The 14,256-nt window shown below is 38.2% G+C and carries 13 protein-coding genes and 2 tRNA genes; 4 read left to right on the top strand and 11 right to left on the bottom strand.

Features of this window, described 5'->3' with window-relative positions; all coding sequences use genetic code 11:
- Positions 1–3: 3 nt before the first annotated feature.
- From C1A06_RS06230 to mutS, 6 genes are all read right to left on the bottom strand, one after another.
- Positions 4–759: an SDR family NAD(P)-dependent oxidoreductase gene (locus C1A06_RS06230; RefSeq protein WP_101689389.1), complete on the bottom strand. Its 756-nt coding sequence runs from the start codon at positions 757–759 to the stop codon at positions 4–6.
- Between the two features lie 8 nt (positions 760–767).
- Positions 768–1,820 carry a ketoacyl-ACP synthase III gene (locus C1A06_RS06225; protein WP_101689388.1) on the bottom strand — a complete coding sequence of 351 codons (1,053 nt, stop codon included), beginning with the start codon at positions 1,818–1,820 and terminating at the stop codon, positions 768–770.
- A 7-nt stretch (positions 1,821–1,827) separates the two neighbouring features.
- Positions 1,828–2,055: an acyl carrier protein gene (locus tag C1A06_RS06220; RefSeq protein WP_101689387.1), complete on the bottom strand. Its 228-nt coding sequence runs from the start codon at positions 2,053–2,055 to the stop codon at positions 1,828–1,830.
- A gap of 12 nt (positions 2,056–2,067) precedes the next feature.
- A complete protein-coding gene (locus C1A06_RS06215; protein WP_101689386.1) occupies positions 2,068–2,592 on the bottom strand; it encodes a GNAT family N-acetyltransferase in 525 nt (174 codons plus the stop codon).
- The gene (locus C1A06_RS06210; protein WP_101689385.1) at positions 2,589–3,515 is read right to left on the bottom strand and encodes a glycosyltransferase family 2 protein; all 927 of its coding nucleotides are present in this window, start codon (positions 3,513–3,515) and stop codon (positions 2,589–2,591) included. The genes C1A06_RS06215 and C1A06_RS06210 overlap by 4 nt, the downstream gene beginning before the upstream one ends.
- 62 nt (positions 3,516–3,577) lie before the next feature.
- Positions 3,578–6,163, bottom strand: coding sequence for a DNA mismatch repair protein MutS (gene mutS / locus C1A06_RS06205; protein ID WP_101689521.1), 2,586 nt, complete (start codon positions 6,161–6,163; stop codon positions 3,578–3,580).
- A gap of 378 nt (positions 6,164–6,541) precedes the next feature.
- On the opposite strand from mutS, the gene C1A06_RS06200 reads away from it, so the two are divergent.
- The 3 genes from C1A06_RS06200 to C1A06_RS06190 all read left to right on the top strand — a co-directional run bounded on the left by C1A06_RS06200 (position 6,542) and on the right by C1A06_RS06190 (position 10,596).
- A complete protein-coding gene (locus C1A06_RS06200) occupies positions 6,542–7,036 on the top strand; it encodes an outer membrane protein (RefSeq protein ID WP_101689384.1) in 495 nt (164 codons plus the stop codon).
- 99 nt (positions 7,037–7,135) lie between these two features.
- The gene (locus C1A06_RS06195; RefSeq protein ID WP_101689383.1) at positions 7,136–8,128 is read left to right on the top strand and encodes a GSCFA domain-containing protein; all 993 of its coding nucleotides are present in this window, start codon (positions 7,136–7,138) and stop codon (positions 8,126–8,128) included.
- Positions 8,125–10,596 carry a bifunctional UDP-N-acetylmuramoyl-tripeptide:D-alanyl-D-alanine ligase/alanine racemase gene (locus tag C1A06_RS06190; protein WP_101689382.1) on the top strand — a complete coding sequence of 824 codons (2,472 nt, stop codon included), beginning with the start codon at positions 8,125–8,127 and terminating at the stop codon, positions 10,594–10,596. Before C1A06_RS06195 ends, C1A06_RS06190 begins: the two co-directional genes overlap by 4 nt.
- A 14-nt stretch (positions 10,597–10,610) precedes the next feature.
- Here the strand turns inward: C1A06_RS06190 and C1A06_RS06185 are convergent, their stop codons facing one another.
- The 4 genes from C1A06_RS06185 to C1A06_RS06170 all read right to left on the bottom strand — a co-directional run bounded on the left by C1A06_RS06185 (position 10,611) and on the right by C1A06_RS06170 (position 12,144).
- On the bottom strand, positions 10,611–11,240 hold the full coding sequence (locus C1A06_RS06185; RefSeq protein ID WP_101689381.1) for a pentapeptide repeat-containing protein: 630 nt from the start codon (positions 11,238–11,240) through the stop codon (positions 10,611–10,613).
- Between the two features lie 19 nt (positions 11,241–11,259).
- Positions 11,260–11,682 (bottom strand): hypothetical protein, encoded by a 423-nt coding sequence (locus tag C1A06_RS06180; RefSeq protein WP_221405677.1) that lies wholly within the window; start codon positions 11,680–11,682, stop codon positions 11,260–11,262.
- A 283-nt stretch (positions 11,683–11,965) separates the two neighbouring features.
- Positions 11,966–12,039 (bottom strand) — tRNA-Asn (locus C1A06_RS06175).
- 31 nt (positions 12,040–12,070) lie between these two features.
- A tRNA-Asn gene (locus C1A06_RS06170) sits at positions 12,071–12,144 on the bottom strand.
- A 79-nt stretch (positions 12,145–12,223) separates the two neighbouring features.
- On the opposite strand from C1A06_RS06170, the gene C1A06_RS06165 reads away from it, so the two are divergent.
- On the top strand, positions 12,224–13,216 hold the full coding sequence (locus C1A06_RS06165) for an adenosine kinase (protein ID WP_101689380.1): 993 nt from the start codon (positions 12,224–12,226) through the stop codon (positions 13,214–13,216).
- 90 nt (positions 13,217–13,306) lie between these two features.
- On the opposite strand, the gene C1A06_RS06160 is transcribed toward C1A06_RS06165, so the two are convergent.
- Entirely contained in the window at positions 13,307–14,149 is an 843-nt protein-coding gene (locus C1A06_RS06160; protein ID WP_145996354.1) for a hypothetical protein, read from the bottom strand.
- Positions 14,150–14,256: the final 107 nt, after the last annotated feature.

The raw sequence follows: 14,256 nt of genomic DNA, 5'->3' as shown, positions 1-14,256 counted from the left end.
TATCTATGAGACGGACAATCCCCCGTCAATTATTAAATTCGTTCCGGTAACCCATTGTGATGCATCAGATAGTAGATATATTACTGCGTGTGCAACCTCTTCGGGATTACCATATCTTTTAAGAGGGTATTTTTTTGCGTCTTCTATCAACTGTTCTTCTGTTACTTGATTATCCGTGAGGATATTTGTATTGATCATTGCCGGACAAACAGTATTTACTCTAATTTTTCTAGGAGAAAGATCCAAAGCCATGCCTTTCACAAGACCACTGATAGCACCTTTAGTTGCACTATACAAACTTCCGGAAACATAAGCACCTACAACACCTGCTGTTGATGCTATAAATACTATAGAGCTAGCCTTATTCAGTTTCTTTTTTCTAACCAACAGATTAGTCATCAACGTTGGAGCAGTAAAGTTTATTGCAAAAATCTCATCTAAGCTCTCTTTATCTATAAATTGAAAAGGTTTATGATGAGTTATTCCTGCACAATGCACAATTCCATCGATATTATCTGATAATTCTTCGACAAGCTTAGCACAGCCCGTTTCCAAACTCAAGTCTGCAGTTATTTTTATATGATCATCTCCGGTAAGTTGGCCAAAAGTTTCATTTAGCCGTTGTTCATTTCTTCCGGTAATTATCACTTTAGCTCCCATCCTCGAACATTCTATGGCAACAGACTTTCCTATTCCGGACGAAGCACCTGTTACTAAAATGATCTTCTCACGAAGTGAAAAAGGATTGTATTCGTTCATAATATTTTTTAGTATATCACTAGTTCGGGACAAACAATATTTGTAGTAGAAAAAGCAACACTTCCCCATGATAAACCTACACCAAAGCCACATCCTATCAGGTTCAATTTACGAGTTGTCAGTTGTTCTCTGATTTCTGTAACCATTGTCAATGGTATAGAAGCTGAACTGGTATTACCAAAGTTCTTCAGAGAATATGGCACCTTTGCCTTATCTATTTTCATTTTTCTTCGAACAGTTTCGTTCAAGAATAAGTTAGCTTGATGAAATATATAATAATCTATATTCTCACGATTAATCTCAAAATTCTCGCAAAGTTTATTTATCGTTTGTGGAGCTTTAGAAACTGCAAATGAAAAGACATCCATACCATCTAAAACGATATTGAGATCAGATCTTTTTATTCCTCCATCATAATCTTTCATCTCAAAACTAACATCAGAGACCATGTTTCTGTACCCTCCGTCATTTATAATTATGGCATCTTTGCCCGATCCATCTGTAGCCACATGAAAATATATATTTTCCGCTTCAGTATTATACTCAAAAGCTGTAGCTGTTCCTGCATCTCCGAACAAAGGCCAGGTACTCTTATCTTCTTCCGAAGACATTTTAGAAATCGTATCTCCTACTAGGAGCAGACCTTTTTTGAAAAATCCACCTGTCATTAACGAAGCAATAGTGCTCATCCCATAAACATACCCCGAACAGCCTAAAGATATATCAAGAGCATAACATTCTTCTTTGAGTCCTAATCGTTCTTGCAAAATACAAGATGTAGCAGGAATTATATAGTCTGGTGTTTGTGTAACGAAAATCAAACAGTCTATATCTTCTTTTTGCCACTTCAAATCAGCCAATAGCATTTCAGCTGCTTTACAGCACAAATCTGAAGTACAAACATCATTACCAGCAACTCTTTTTCGCTCTATTCCAACTGAAGATATTAATTTCTTAATATCTTCTTCCGGAATAGGGTAATTAATATTTTCGTCGATATGTGACGGAACACAAGCTGCAATTCCCTTTACTTCGACATTGGATATTTTAAAAAAAGCCATGCTTTATTTACTTTGTTTTTACAACGTTGAATAAGTCTTCGATTGTTACAGAATTACGGATATCATCTCCTTTAATTTTCACATTATAGGTTTCATCCATCATAGCAATGATTAATAGTGCAGAAAGAGATGACCATTCTTCCAGCTCTTTGAACTTAGTAGTTGGAGTAAAAACACTTGGATCTGTATCCTCAAATTGATTTGCAAAGTTTTGCACAAATGAATTAATTTCCATCGTAAATCTATTTTATTGAATTAAATTAATTAAACTATTTCGTTTTTTGTAGTATACTTCTTTCTCTAAAACATAAGGTTCGTTTTCTACATCTTCATCAGTATCAACACGAACATAGCCCAATGCCTTATTGAATAAAATAGCACGTTTATTATTTTTCAAAACATGTATTAATATTCTATCCAGATTCAATCGTTCGAAGGAAAAATCATTGATAGCCAAAACAGCCTGAAAAGAAACTGTAGAATTCAACATACTATCATCATAGATAAAAATTCCACCTTCGCCTTCTTTCTTTTCATAATCTATATCGCGTAGATTAGCCAGACCAATCTCCTTACCTTCAAACTCAATGATAAAATAATAATTATTCTCGTTATCGATTTTCCGAAACCAATTGAGTTGCATCTCTGCCGTAATATGCTCGCGATATTCCATGTACTGAGATATTTTCGGATCGTTCCGCCATTGACGGATAAGCTCAATCTTATCTTCAGTCAATCTGGTTAATGTTACATTATAAGCAGATATTTTCATTTAGCAATATTCATTTCTTTTTCAACAATAAATATCTGTCTCCCTTTTACTTGATCAAATATCTTTCCAATGTATAGACCAATAATACCAAGTACAAAAAGGATAAGTCCGCCTACAAACCAGATAGAAAATATTGTAGTTGTATATCCCGGAACCATTATAGCGCCAACAAGGTAGGCAATTAAATTATAGATCGCTAGTAAAAAAGAGATTACACTCAGACTAAAACCTAATTTGACAGCTATTCGCAATGGTTTATTACTATTCGCTATAATAACATCAAATGTCAGTTTAAGCAGCTTCCTCAACGAGTAAGAGCTTTTTCCATCAAACCTTAACGCATGTTCTACCTCGATAGCTGTGGTAGGAAAACCGACATAAGCAATCAATGATGTAAACGATCGTGCCACCTCTGGCATTTTATTATACTCATCGATCACCTTTCTGTTGTATATACCAAAATTAGCAATTGTTTTATCAGTTTTCTGTCCACTTAAATAAGAGAAAACTTTATGGAATACTGTCGACGATAATTTCTTCAAAAAAGAATCACTTCGTTCTTGACGTCTGGCATAAACAATATCGTATCCTTCCTCTGCTTTAGCATACAGTTTTACGACCTCCTCGGGCTGATCTTGTAGATCACAGTCTAGGACTACAACCCAATCTCCGGTAACGTAACTCAATCCTGCAGTAATAGCATAATGCTGACCAAAATTACGGCTTAACTTAATAGCTTTAACCCGTTCATTTTTCATTGCTTCCTGCTCAAGCACAGTCCACGAATGATCAGGACTAAAATCATCAACTAAAATAATTTCATAATCATCTGTTAGTTGCTTAGCCGAAGCTTCGATACGACTAATAAGTGTAGGAATTATTTTTTCTGCCCTATATACCGGACTTACAAATGAGAGTTTCATAATTGATGTTTGTATAATAAAGTAGGATCACTTTTCAATGTTTTCCGTTTCAGGACACATATCTATTTTCCCGACACTATTTTTTTTATTTCGTTAAGTTTGTTCAATGCTTCCATCGGAGTCAGGTTATTTATATCCAGCGATTTAATTTCATCTCTAACTTGACTCAATACCGGATCGTCCAATTGGAAGAAATTGAGTTGATAACCTTCACGATTTTCCTGAATATCGGCTATTGGTTTCGATATCCCCTGCTTACGATTATCACTCTCTAATTGTTTCAGAATCGTATTTGCCCGTTTGACAATACTCTGCGGCATACCCGCCATCTTTGCAACATGAATTCCAAAGCTGTGTTCACTTCCTCCAGGAACGAGTTTACGCAAAAATATAATTTTATTATCAATTTCTTTTACAGATACATTATAGTTTTTTATTCGCTTGAACGATTTGCTCATTTCATTCAGCTCGTGATAGTGAGTAGCGAATAAAGTCTTGGCTCTGGCTTTGGGATGTTCGTGTATGTATTCCACTATTGCCCAAGCTATCGATATACCATCATAAGTACTTGTTCCACGCCCTAATTCATCGAAGAGGATCAAGCTCTTTTGCGACATATTGTTCAATATATCAGCCGCCTCGTTCATCTCGACCATGAAAGTTGACTCGCCTAATGAGATATTATCGGAAGCTCCTACACGTGTAAATATTTTATCAACCAGTCCAACTTTAGCCGAATCGGCCGGGACAAAACTTCCCGTCTGAGCCATCAACGTAATGAGAGCTGTTTGACGCAATAATGCTGATTTACCCGCCATATTCGGACCGGTGATCATAATTATCTGCTGCGTATCACTATCCAACATCACATCATTAGCAATATAACTTTCACCGATAGGCAACTGTTTTTCGATAACAGGATGGCGTCCATTCTGGATATCCAACACATCACTATCGCTAACTTCTGGTCGGATATATTTGTTTTCCTTAGCCACTTTGGCATACGATAACAAACAATCTACCTGAGCTATCAGATTGGCATTTTTCTGTATTTGGCTCAAATAGTCTAATAGAGATGTAACCAGATCGTTATATATAGCAAACTCAAGAGAGCCTATTTTTTCCTCAGCCCCCAGAATTTTTTCTTCATATTCTTTCAATTCCTGCGTAATATATCGCTCGGCATTAACAAGCGTCTGCTTGCGCACCCATTCGGCAGGAACTTTATCTTTATGTGTATTGCGAACTTCGATATAATAGCCAAAAACATTATTGAAACTGATCTTCAAAGAAGGGATTCCCGTTTTCTCACTTTCGCGCTGCTGAATATGCATCAAATAATCCTTGCCCGAGTATGCAATTTCACGCAACTCATCAAGTTCCTTATTGACTCCTTTAGCAATAACATTTCCTCTGTTCAGCATTGACGGCGGATCGGGTTGCAGTTCGCGCTCAATACGATCACGTATCTCGGGACAGAGATTCAGTTTTTCTCCAATCTCACGCAAGTTCGCTTCGCCCGAAGCTAAAAACGCCGCACGGATAGGTTCAAGAGCAGATAAGGCAACCTTCAATTGCACCAACTCACGAGGATTTACACGATTCACCGCAACTTTTGATACGATACGTTCCATATCGCCAATCAGTGAGAGCTGTGTTTCCAACAAAGATTTCAAGTCCAAATCTTTGAAAAAGTATTCAACAACCGACAAGCGTTTGTTGATCTGATCGATATTCTTCAAAGGAAAAACCAACCAACGACGCAGCAATCGCGCTCCCATAGGCGACACCGTACGGTCGAGAATATTCAGCAAGCTCTTTCCTCCTTCGTTCATCGGAGCGATCAACTCCAAACTGCGAACCGTATAACGATCCAAACGCACGTAAGTGTCTTCTTCGATACGCGCAAGCGATGTTATATGACCTAATTGCGTATGCTGTGTTGCATCCAGATAATGCAATACAGTCCCTGCTGCAATAATCGCATTTGTCATATCATTTACACCAAACCCTTTCAGATTTTTGGTCTCGAAATGACTCAACAGTCTGTTACGTGCTGTATCTTCGGTAAATACCCAATCTTCAAGTTCGAAAATAAAGAAACGCGATCCGAAGTTTTCTTCGAATTGTTTCTTGCGACTACGTTCCAACAACACTTCTTTCGGAGCAAAGTTGGTCAGCAGTTTATCTATATAATCTTTTGTGCCCTCGGCCACGAAAAATTCTCCTGTCGAAATGTCTGTAAATGCTATTCCGAACTGATTTTTCGCAAAATGGATTGCACACAAGAAGTTATTTTCTTTATAATTCAGTATGTTATCATTGATTGATACACCAGGAGTGACCAATTCTGTAACACCTCTTTTTACAATGGACTTAGTTTGTTTCGGATCTTCCAACTGATCGCATATTGCCACACGACGACCTGCCCGAACCAATTTCGGCAAATAAGTATCTAATGCATGATGCGGAAATCCTGCAAGTTCTACAAACGAAGCTGCTCCGTTTGCCCGACGAGTAAGTGTTATCCCTAATATTTCGGATGCAGCAATAGCGTCGTCACTGAACGTTTCGTAAAAATCACCAACGCGAAACAACAGCACTGCATCAGGATGCTTTGCCTTTATCTCGTTATACTGCTTCATCATTGGAGTTTCTACTATCTTATTTCCTTTTGCCACGTCGTCCTTACTTGTTGTTATGTCAGCTTTTAGGCCTTCAGAATGAGCCCAAACAAATTTAGCCTAAGTTTGTAAATATAAAAGGCACAAAGATAAAAATTTATTAGCGAAATTTACGAGATTCGAGAATCATTTTACGACAAGCCCTCCAAACAAGCGACACACAACATCATTCAATTTTCACATCATTTAGATAAAAAATACAATTTATATAACCTTAGACACGACTTAACATCATATTTATTCTAAATTTGAAACGTATTTCAAGCTTTTTGAGTGCTTGCTAGACAACAATTTCAGCTAAGACAGTGCGATAAAAGGCTAATATTAACTAATTTGACTAATATGAAAAGAACTTTACTACTAATCACATTCATCGCCAGTTTTGCAATCGGAGCTTTCGCTCAATCGGCACAAGGCGAGAAGTCAATTATCATTCAGGGAGGTGTAAAATCAAATCCAGGACGCTTCATGCTAGGAGCTGAAGGACGCTACGCGATTGTAGACAACCTGCGTATTGCTCCGGATATATACTTTGTATTCCCTAAGGACAAAGTAACTGGACTAGACGTAGATGTAAACTTACACTATGCATTTAACCTAGATGCAGTTACTCCCGATCTTTCTTTATACCCGCTACTAGGTCTTTCGATGCAAAATGCACGATATAGCGGCAATCACGAACACAAATCGAAAGGATTTACACAATGGGGATTCAACCTTGGAGCCGGGATAGACTATGGAATAACAAGCAACACATACCTCAATCTGGAAATGAAATACACCTTCTCTGATTGGGATAATTTCAATCTATTCTTTGGATACGGAATTAAATTTTAAGCTTTAAATAAATTAATTAGAAGGCATCCATTGTGGATGCCTTTTTTGCTTTCGCTTTAGTTATATTTTATCTATATTTGTTACAAATAGACAACACCTATGAACTTTCGCACAGAAATAGAAACGCCTCAATTTGGGTTCAACCTCAACCATCATGACACTATCACAATGATTGGTTCATGCTTTGCTCAAAACATCGGAGAACGATTACAAAAAAGCAAATTCAACATCAACCTCAACCCTTATGGTATTCTATACAATCCAGCCTCGATAAGCAAGGCTATCCGTCGCTTGATAGAAAAACGGACTTTTGTTGAGAACGAACTTTTCGAGCATAGAGGTATTTTCCAAAGCTTCTGGCATCACAGCCAATTCTCGGATACAAACTCCGAGCTATGCTTAAATAAAATCAACGAATCATTCAATCAAGCAAGCGAACATCTGGCTACTAGCTCTGTTCTTTTCATCACATTTGGGACAGCCTATGTATTTAAACACAAAGGAAGCGGCGAAATAGTAGGTAATTGTCACAAAATACCAGCATCGGCATTCAACCGCTACCGATTGGATGTCGACACAATAGCTGACGACTGGACAGAGCTGATTGATCAACTTCGCGAAGCAAATAAAAAACTAAGAATCGTTTTTACAGTAAGCCCAATCCGGCACCTGAAAGACGGACTACACGACAATCAACTTAGCAAATCGACTTTATTGTTAGCTATTGATAAATTGTGCTCTGAGCATGACAATTGCTATTACTTTCCTGCCTATGAGACCGTGCTGGATGATTTGCGCGACTACCGCTTCTATTCCGAGGATATGACACACCCAAACAACACAGCAATAGAATATATATGGGAACTTTTCGAGAGAACATTCTTCAATAAAGAGACAAGCACAATCATAAGCGAATGGAGTAAATTGCAAGCTGCAATCGACCATCGTCCATTAAACGATAAAGGCGAAGAATATAAACAATTTTTAATCCAAACTATAGATAAATTAAATAAGTTTCAGGAGAAATATACATACCTTTGTTGTAACAACGAAATTGTACTGTTAAATAAAAGGAGGCAAGCATTACAATGAAATATTCCATACAAGAAATAGCCCCGATACTTGGCATTAAAGACCAAAGTTTCCGTGACTCGACATTCAGCATACTACTGACAGACAGCAGAAAAGTACTATTCCCCGACGAGACTCTTTTTTTCGCCCTGAAAACTAACGCCAATGACGGCCACAAATTCGTAAAAGACCTTTACGAGCAAGACGTCCGCAACTTTGTAGTTACTCATATGCAAGCCGAATGGGTAGATATGGTTGATGCAAATTTTCTTGTAGTAAAAAACACACTCACAGCCCTCCAAAAAGTAGCGGCATACCATCGCAGCAAATTCGACATACCCGTAATAGGAATCACCGGAAGTAATGGTAAAACAATTGTCAAAGAGTGGCTTTACCAGATCCTAAGCCCCGACAAAAATGTTACCCATTCGCCACGAAGCTACAATTCACAGATAGGCGTACCTCTATCCGTATGGCAAATAAACGAAAGTACCGAAGTCGGAATTTTTGAAGCCGGTATTTCTCAGCCCGAAGAGATGTCTAATCTGCAATCGGTTATAAAACCAAGTATTGGAATCATAACAAACATCGGACAAGCCCACCAAGAAGGCTTCAGCTCTTTGAAACAGAAATGTCACGAGAAACTCGAATTATTTGTCGATTGCGACATCATCATATGCGAAGAAGAAAACAAGATCATCGAAGAATGTATGGACTCGGCTTGTCTGTCTCAGAAAAGAATGACTTGGTCCCGTCGTGCCGCAGCGTCTTGCCCCGTAAAGATCTACAAAATCGAAAAACTGCAAGATAGAACAATCATCAATATGACAGCCCTCGAGATTTCACTTAAACTCGAAATTCCGTTTACTGATGATGCCTCAATGGAAAATGCGATGAACGTTTTCTGTGCAGCACTATATATGAGAGTTCCTCCAATGGTTATTGCCGAGCGCATGAAACAGCTGGAACCCGTTGCCATGCGTCTGGATATACGACCTGGCAAGAACAATTGCACACTAATCAACGATACCTACAACTCTGATATAAATTCACTAAGCATAGCATTGGATTTTCTGAAACAAAGGGCAGCTAGTACAAATCTAAAGAAAGTGCTCATCCTTTCCGACATACCCCAATCGGGATTAGGCAGGGATAAACTATACGCTTATGCTTTACAACTGATAAAAGGAGCTGAAGTTAATCAGCTAATAGCCATCGGCCCTGAGATATACAAATCGAAAGATATTTTTGCGAATCTAGATGCTACATTCTTTCTTTCGACCGAAGACTTCATCAATTCTCCGGAAATAAAACATCTATCCGACTCTATCATATTACTGAAAGGCGCACGGAGTTTTTCATTCGAAGACATTGACCGACTTCTCGAGATGAAAACCCACGAAACAGTACTAGAAGTTGATCTAGATGCAGTTGTACACAACTACAATTTTTATCGATCGCGTCTAAAACCATCAACCAAACTCGTTTGTATGGTAAAAGCCGACGCTTACGGAGCGGGAGCAGTAGAAGTAGCAAAAACCCTACAATATCACAAATGTGACTATCTGGCGGTAGCCGTTGCCGAAGAAGGAGTAATACTCCGTAAATCGGGCATTACTGTACCAATCATCATTCTCAATCCTGAAGTTAACAGCTTCGACGAACTAGCTACATATTGCCTCGAACCCGAAGTTTACAACTTCCGCATTTTAGAAGCATACATCAAGGCCGCCCGCCGACAAGGACTGTCCGATTACCCTATACACATAAAGATAGACAGTGGTATGCATCGTTTGGGATTCACCGAAGAGGATCTACCTCAGCTTATAAGCTTACTGAACGAACAAAACAGCCTACGCGTACAATCAGCATTCTCACACTTAGCTGCAAGCGAAAGTTGGGCATTCGACGACTTCACTACCCAGCAGATCGAAACCTTCAAGGCCATAACTTCGACTATTGAAGATGGGCTGAAATATCCCATCTACAAACATATCCTCAACTCAGCAGGAATAGAACGTTTCGCCGACGAACAATTCGACATGGCTCGCCTAGGAATCAGCTTGTACGGAATCAGCGCAAGCGGATTGAAAGGATTGAAAAACGTATGTAGTCTTAAAACTACTATTCTACAAATCAAGCACATCAAAGAGGGAGAAACCGTAGGATATGGCAGGCGTGGCAAAATCGAAAAAGATTCGACCATAGCAACCATTCGTATTGGCTATGCCGACGGTTTGAATCGCCGTTTAGGCAACGGCACAGCCTACGCAGTAGTTAACGGACACCGAGTTCCTTATGTAGGCAATGTCTGCATGGACCTTTCAATGATTGATATTACAGGTATTGAAGCCAAAGAGGGCGATAGTGTTGTTATTTTTAGTGAAGATCCATCTGTAACTACTCTAGCCGACTTGATCGGTACGATTCCATACGAAATACTCACATCTGTGTCACATCGCGTAAAACGTGTTTATTTCAAAGAATAATCAAACAGCATCGATCAATCTTCACTATCCTGCAATTCAATATCAAGCGAATAAATCAACGACATGGCTTCGGGCAGAGAAAACTTTGCCCGGCTTATATTATTTTGACGAATATCTATCGTATAATTTCTAGCCGATGAAAAATCGGCCCCTCTGAGATAGGTATTATTAAAAATCGCTCCATCCAGATCACATTTCCCAAAAACAGCATTTTCCATTGAAGCGTCTTTGAAAAAGGCTTCTTTGATTATACAATCATCAAAAAGAACATTCGTCAAGTCCAAGCCTATAAAAATAGAGTTATTCAAACGACTGGATCGAAACGTAATCGGAAAATTCTGCTTTGTCCTCTTCGATGAGCGAAACCATCGAGCCACAGTCCAGTCTACACCGATCATATCACAATTTTCGAAAGCTACCTCGTTGAAATTCGTATTTGGTATTTTAACCAATAACATATTACAATTACGAAAAACACAATTCACAAAAGTACAATCGACGAAAACGGTATAACTAAAATCGCATCCTTCAAACCGACAATCATCAAAATACACATTTGCAATTTCTAACTCCGACAGCGATTCATTCGTAAATTGCACATTCTCATATTCTCTTATCTTTTCAGAAAAAAGCTGCGTCCCCATATATAATCAAACTTTTATTTCACCTTATACTTTCCCAATTATCTACAGTTCTAAGATCAATCTCATATTCTTTCGTCAACCCAGATGAGTAATATTCTTTTTCAAAAATAACAAGATTGCCCTCAAATCTAAGCGGATTTACAAAACCCTTTTCAGCAATTGATACTTGAGCCATTTTACCACATTTCAGATCAACCAACAACAAAGCAGTAATGGGCCCCTTTCTATAATCGACAGTCAACCATTGCTGCAAAGCCAAGAATGAGGAGTCGGAACGCCACTTAAATTCAAATCCGAATATTTTATCAACAAGAGGAGAGCCATTTAAAACTATACTATAATAAGCCGGACCAAAACGTATTTCACCTTCCCAGACAAAATCGATACCGTAATTTTTATCCGGAGACTTATAATCTCCTATAGACTCATTCATCTTAGCCATATAACAACGTATTTTTTGAACGCCTAAACTTCGGACTTCAAGCCCATTTTGAAGCATTTTCACTCCAAGATACTCCATATCGATAGAACCAATTCAACATCGATGAAGTAGTAGCGATAAAATTAAGAAAGTTTATCTATAAAGAAAGTAAATTGGTAAACTGATTACATTATCAAAAAACTCACTCTACAAAAAGGAAGAAATCTGTACACAAGTGTCACTTTTTAACGGCAGGAAAGAGAAAAACAAAAAAGCCGCAAAACTTTCGTTCTACGGCTTTCAGCTCTTCTTCTTGGACTTGAACCAAGGACCCCCTGATTAACAGTCAGGTGCTCTAACCAACTGAGCTAAAGAAGAATTTACTTCTGACGAAGATGCTTTCCAGCTGCTCTTCCTCTTGGACTTGAACCAAGGACCCCCTGATTAACAGTCAGGTGCTCTAACCAACTGAGCTAAGGAAGAATATTTTCTTATCAAAAGTGATGCAAAAGTAGGGCATATTTCTGAATTATACAATATCTTTGTCAAAAATTTTTGAAAAATAATGAAAGTATTAGGAATGGGCAACGCCCTTGTCGATGTACTGGCAATCATAGACAACGACGAAACACTTGATAGACTGAATCTTCCGAAAGGGAGTATGCAATTAATTGATGAAAAAAGATTTCATGAGCTATCGAAAGAAATAAATAAGCTTAACACAACAATTGTATCCGGAGGATCGGCTGCAAACACAATAGTTGGTCTTGCTTGCGTGGAAGTCGAAACGGGATTTATCGGAAGAGTCGGCAACGATTCATTTGGTGACTTATATCGTCAAGACCTCATTCGCTATGGCGTAAATCCACTATTATCGACAGTAGAAGAGACTTCTGGAGTTGCAACTACATTTATTTCGAAAGACGGAGAACGCACATTCGGAACATATCTAGGAGCAGCAGCATTGCTGACACCAGAAGATCTGCAAGAAGGCATGTTCGAAGGCTATGATTATTTCTACATCGAAGGCTATCTTGTGCAAAACTATGACCTTATACGCACAGCAATGAAACTGGCTAAAAAAGCAGGTTTGAAAGTAATTCTAGACTTCGCAAGCTACAATGTAGTAGAAGGCAGCCGCGATTTCCTACTCGAAATTATCCCCGAATTAGTCGACATTATTTTTGCCAACGAAGAAGAAGCCAAGGCCATGTATCATCAAGATATAACACCCGAAGAAGCCGTATCGAAACTGGCAGCTATCACCGAAATAGCAATTGTCAAAGCAGGCAACTGTGGATCATGGATTCAGAAAGGAGACAACAAGGTATTAGTCTCTGCCAATCCTGTTAAGAGAATCGATTCAACCGGAGCTGGCGACTTGTATGCCGCTGGATTCATCTACGGATTGACACACAACATGCCTTTGCTCGAGTGTGGCAATATAGGAACTCTTCTTGCCGAACATGTAATACAAGTTATCGGTCCCAAAATAGAGGAACAACAATGGGCAACCATCAAAGAAACTCTAAAACCAGCGACAGTAAAAGTATAAGTAACACAAAATCATATAAGGAGAGCAGGAGTTTTGATAAAAAAGTCATCAAAACTCCTGCTATTTTAATACAGAATCTACTTTTTCTTTCTATTTACCAGAATTTACACTTTTATCAAATTCTTCACGAGTAAGTATATTCAGTTTATTCTGCTTACAATTCCATACACTGACAAACTTCGGAGTCATCACATAATGACGTTCCCAAGGAATAAAATCCTGATAAAGCATCAAACTACAAATATCGGTCGGAGTGATAAATTCGTCTTTACCTGATACGTGCGAATGTACCGAAGCTTTCGCCAACCCATTACGTCCTTCATAATAGATCGGTATCAAGCCTTTATGTAAAGCTCTTTTCGAAACCATTTCCGAGTTTTGATTGAATATAATTTCATAATCATTTCCAAACAAAATAACACCTGCTTGTTCGGGACTAGTCAGCACATAAACCTTCGGTGTTCCTTTATAAACCATTGGAATGATATTCAGATTCGAGTTAGAGTAAGTCTTAAAAAGCGAATCGGTATTTACCATCTCAAGCGCTTTTTTACGAATCTGATACAACTCTTTTTCTTCACGATACAGAGTGCGCTCTGTCAAATTTACAACAGTATTCGATTCAGTAAAAAGCGGATCAAAACTAACAGAAGCTATTACATTCGGATTCTTATCACGTGAAAAGAACACGCACACAGAACCGCCATCTTTCAGATAAGAAAAGTACCCTCCTACTTTCTCTGGATTTTTATGAACTTCCCGAAGAATATCACTACCTAGCCAAGCCGTTTTTTCGAGTATGAACAACTCTTTACCTTCTTGCTCTATCTCAAGAGCAATTTTACTCAATTCTTGTCTATTTTGAGCATCAATATTGTCACTTACAAGAACAAGAAAAACAATTATAAAAAATTTATATATGCTATATTTCATAACTAACATATTTAGAACACAAAGATATAACATTCATCTAATTCTACCGCACAAAATAAAGTCTGTCCTAAATTAGACGGATTCGTTTAAATGTTTAATTTTGTATT

The organism is Dysgonomonas massiliensis, from assembly GCF_900240225.1.
Lineage (GTDB): Bacteria > Bacteroidota > Bacteroidia > Bacteroidales > Dysgonomonadaceae > Dysgonomonas > Dysgonomonas massiliensis.
The sequence above is the reverse complement of the archived record's forward strand: the minus strand, read 5'-3'. Positions and strand labels throughout refer to the sequence as shown.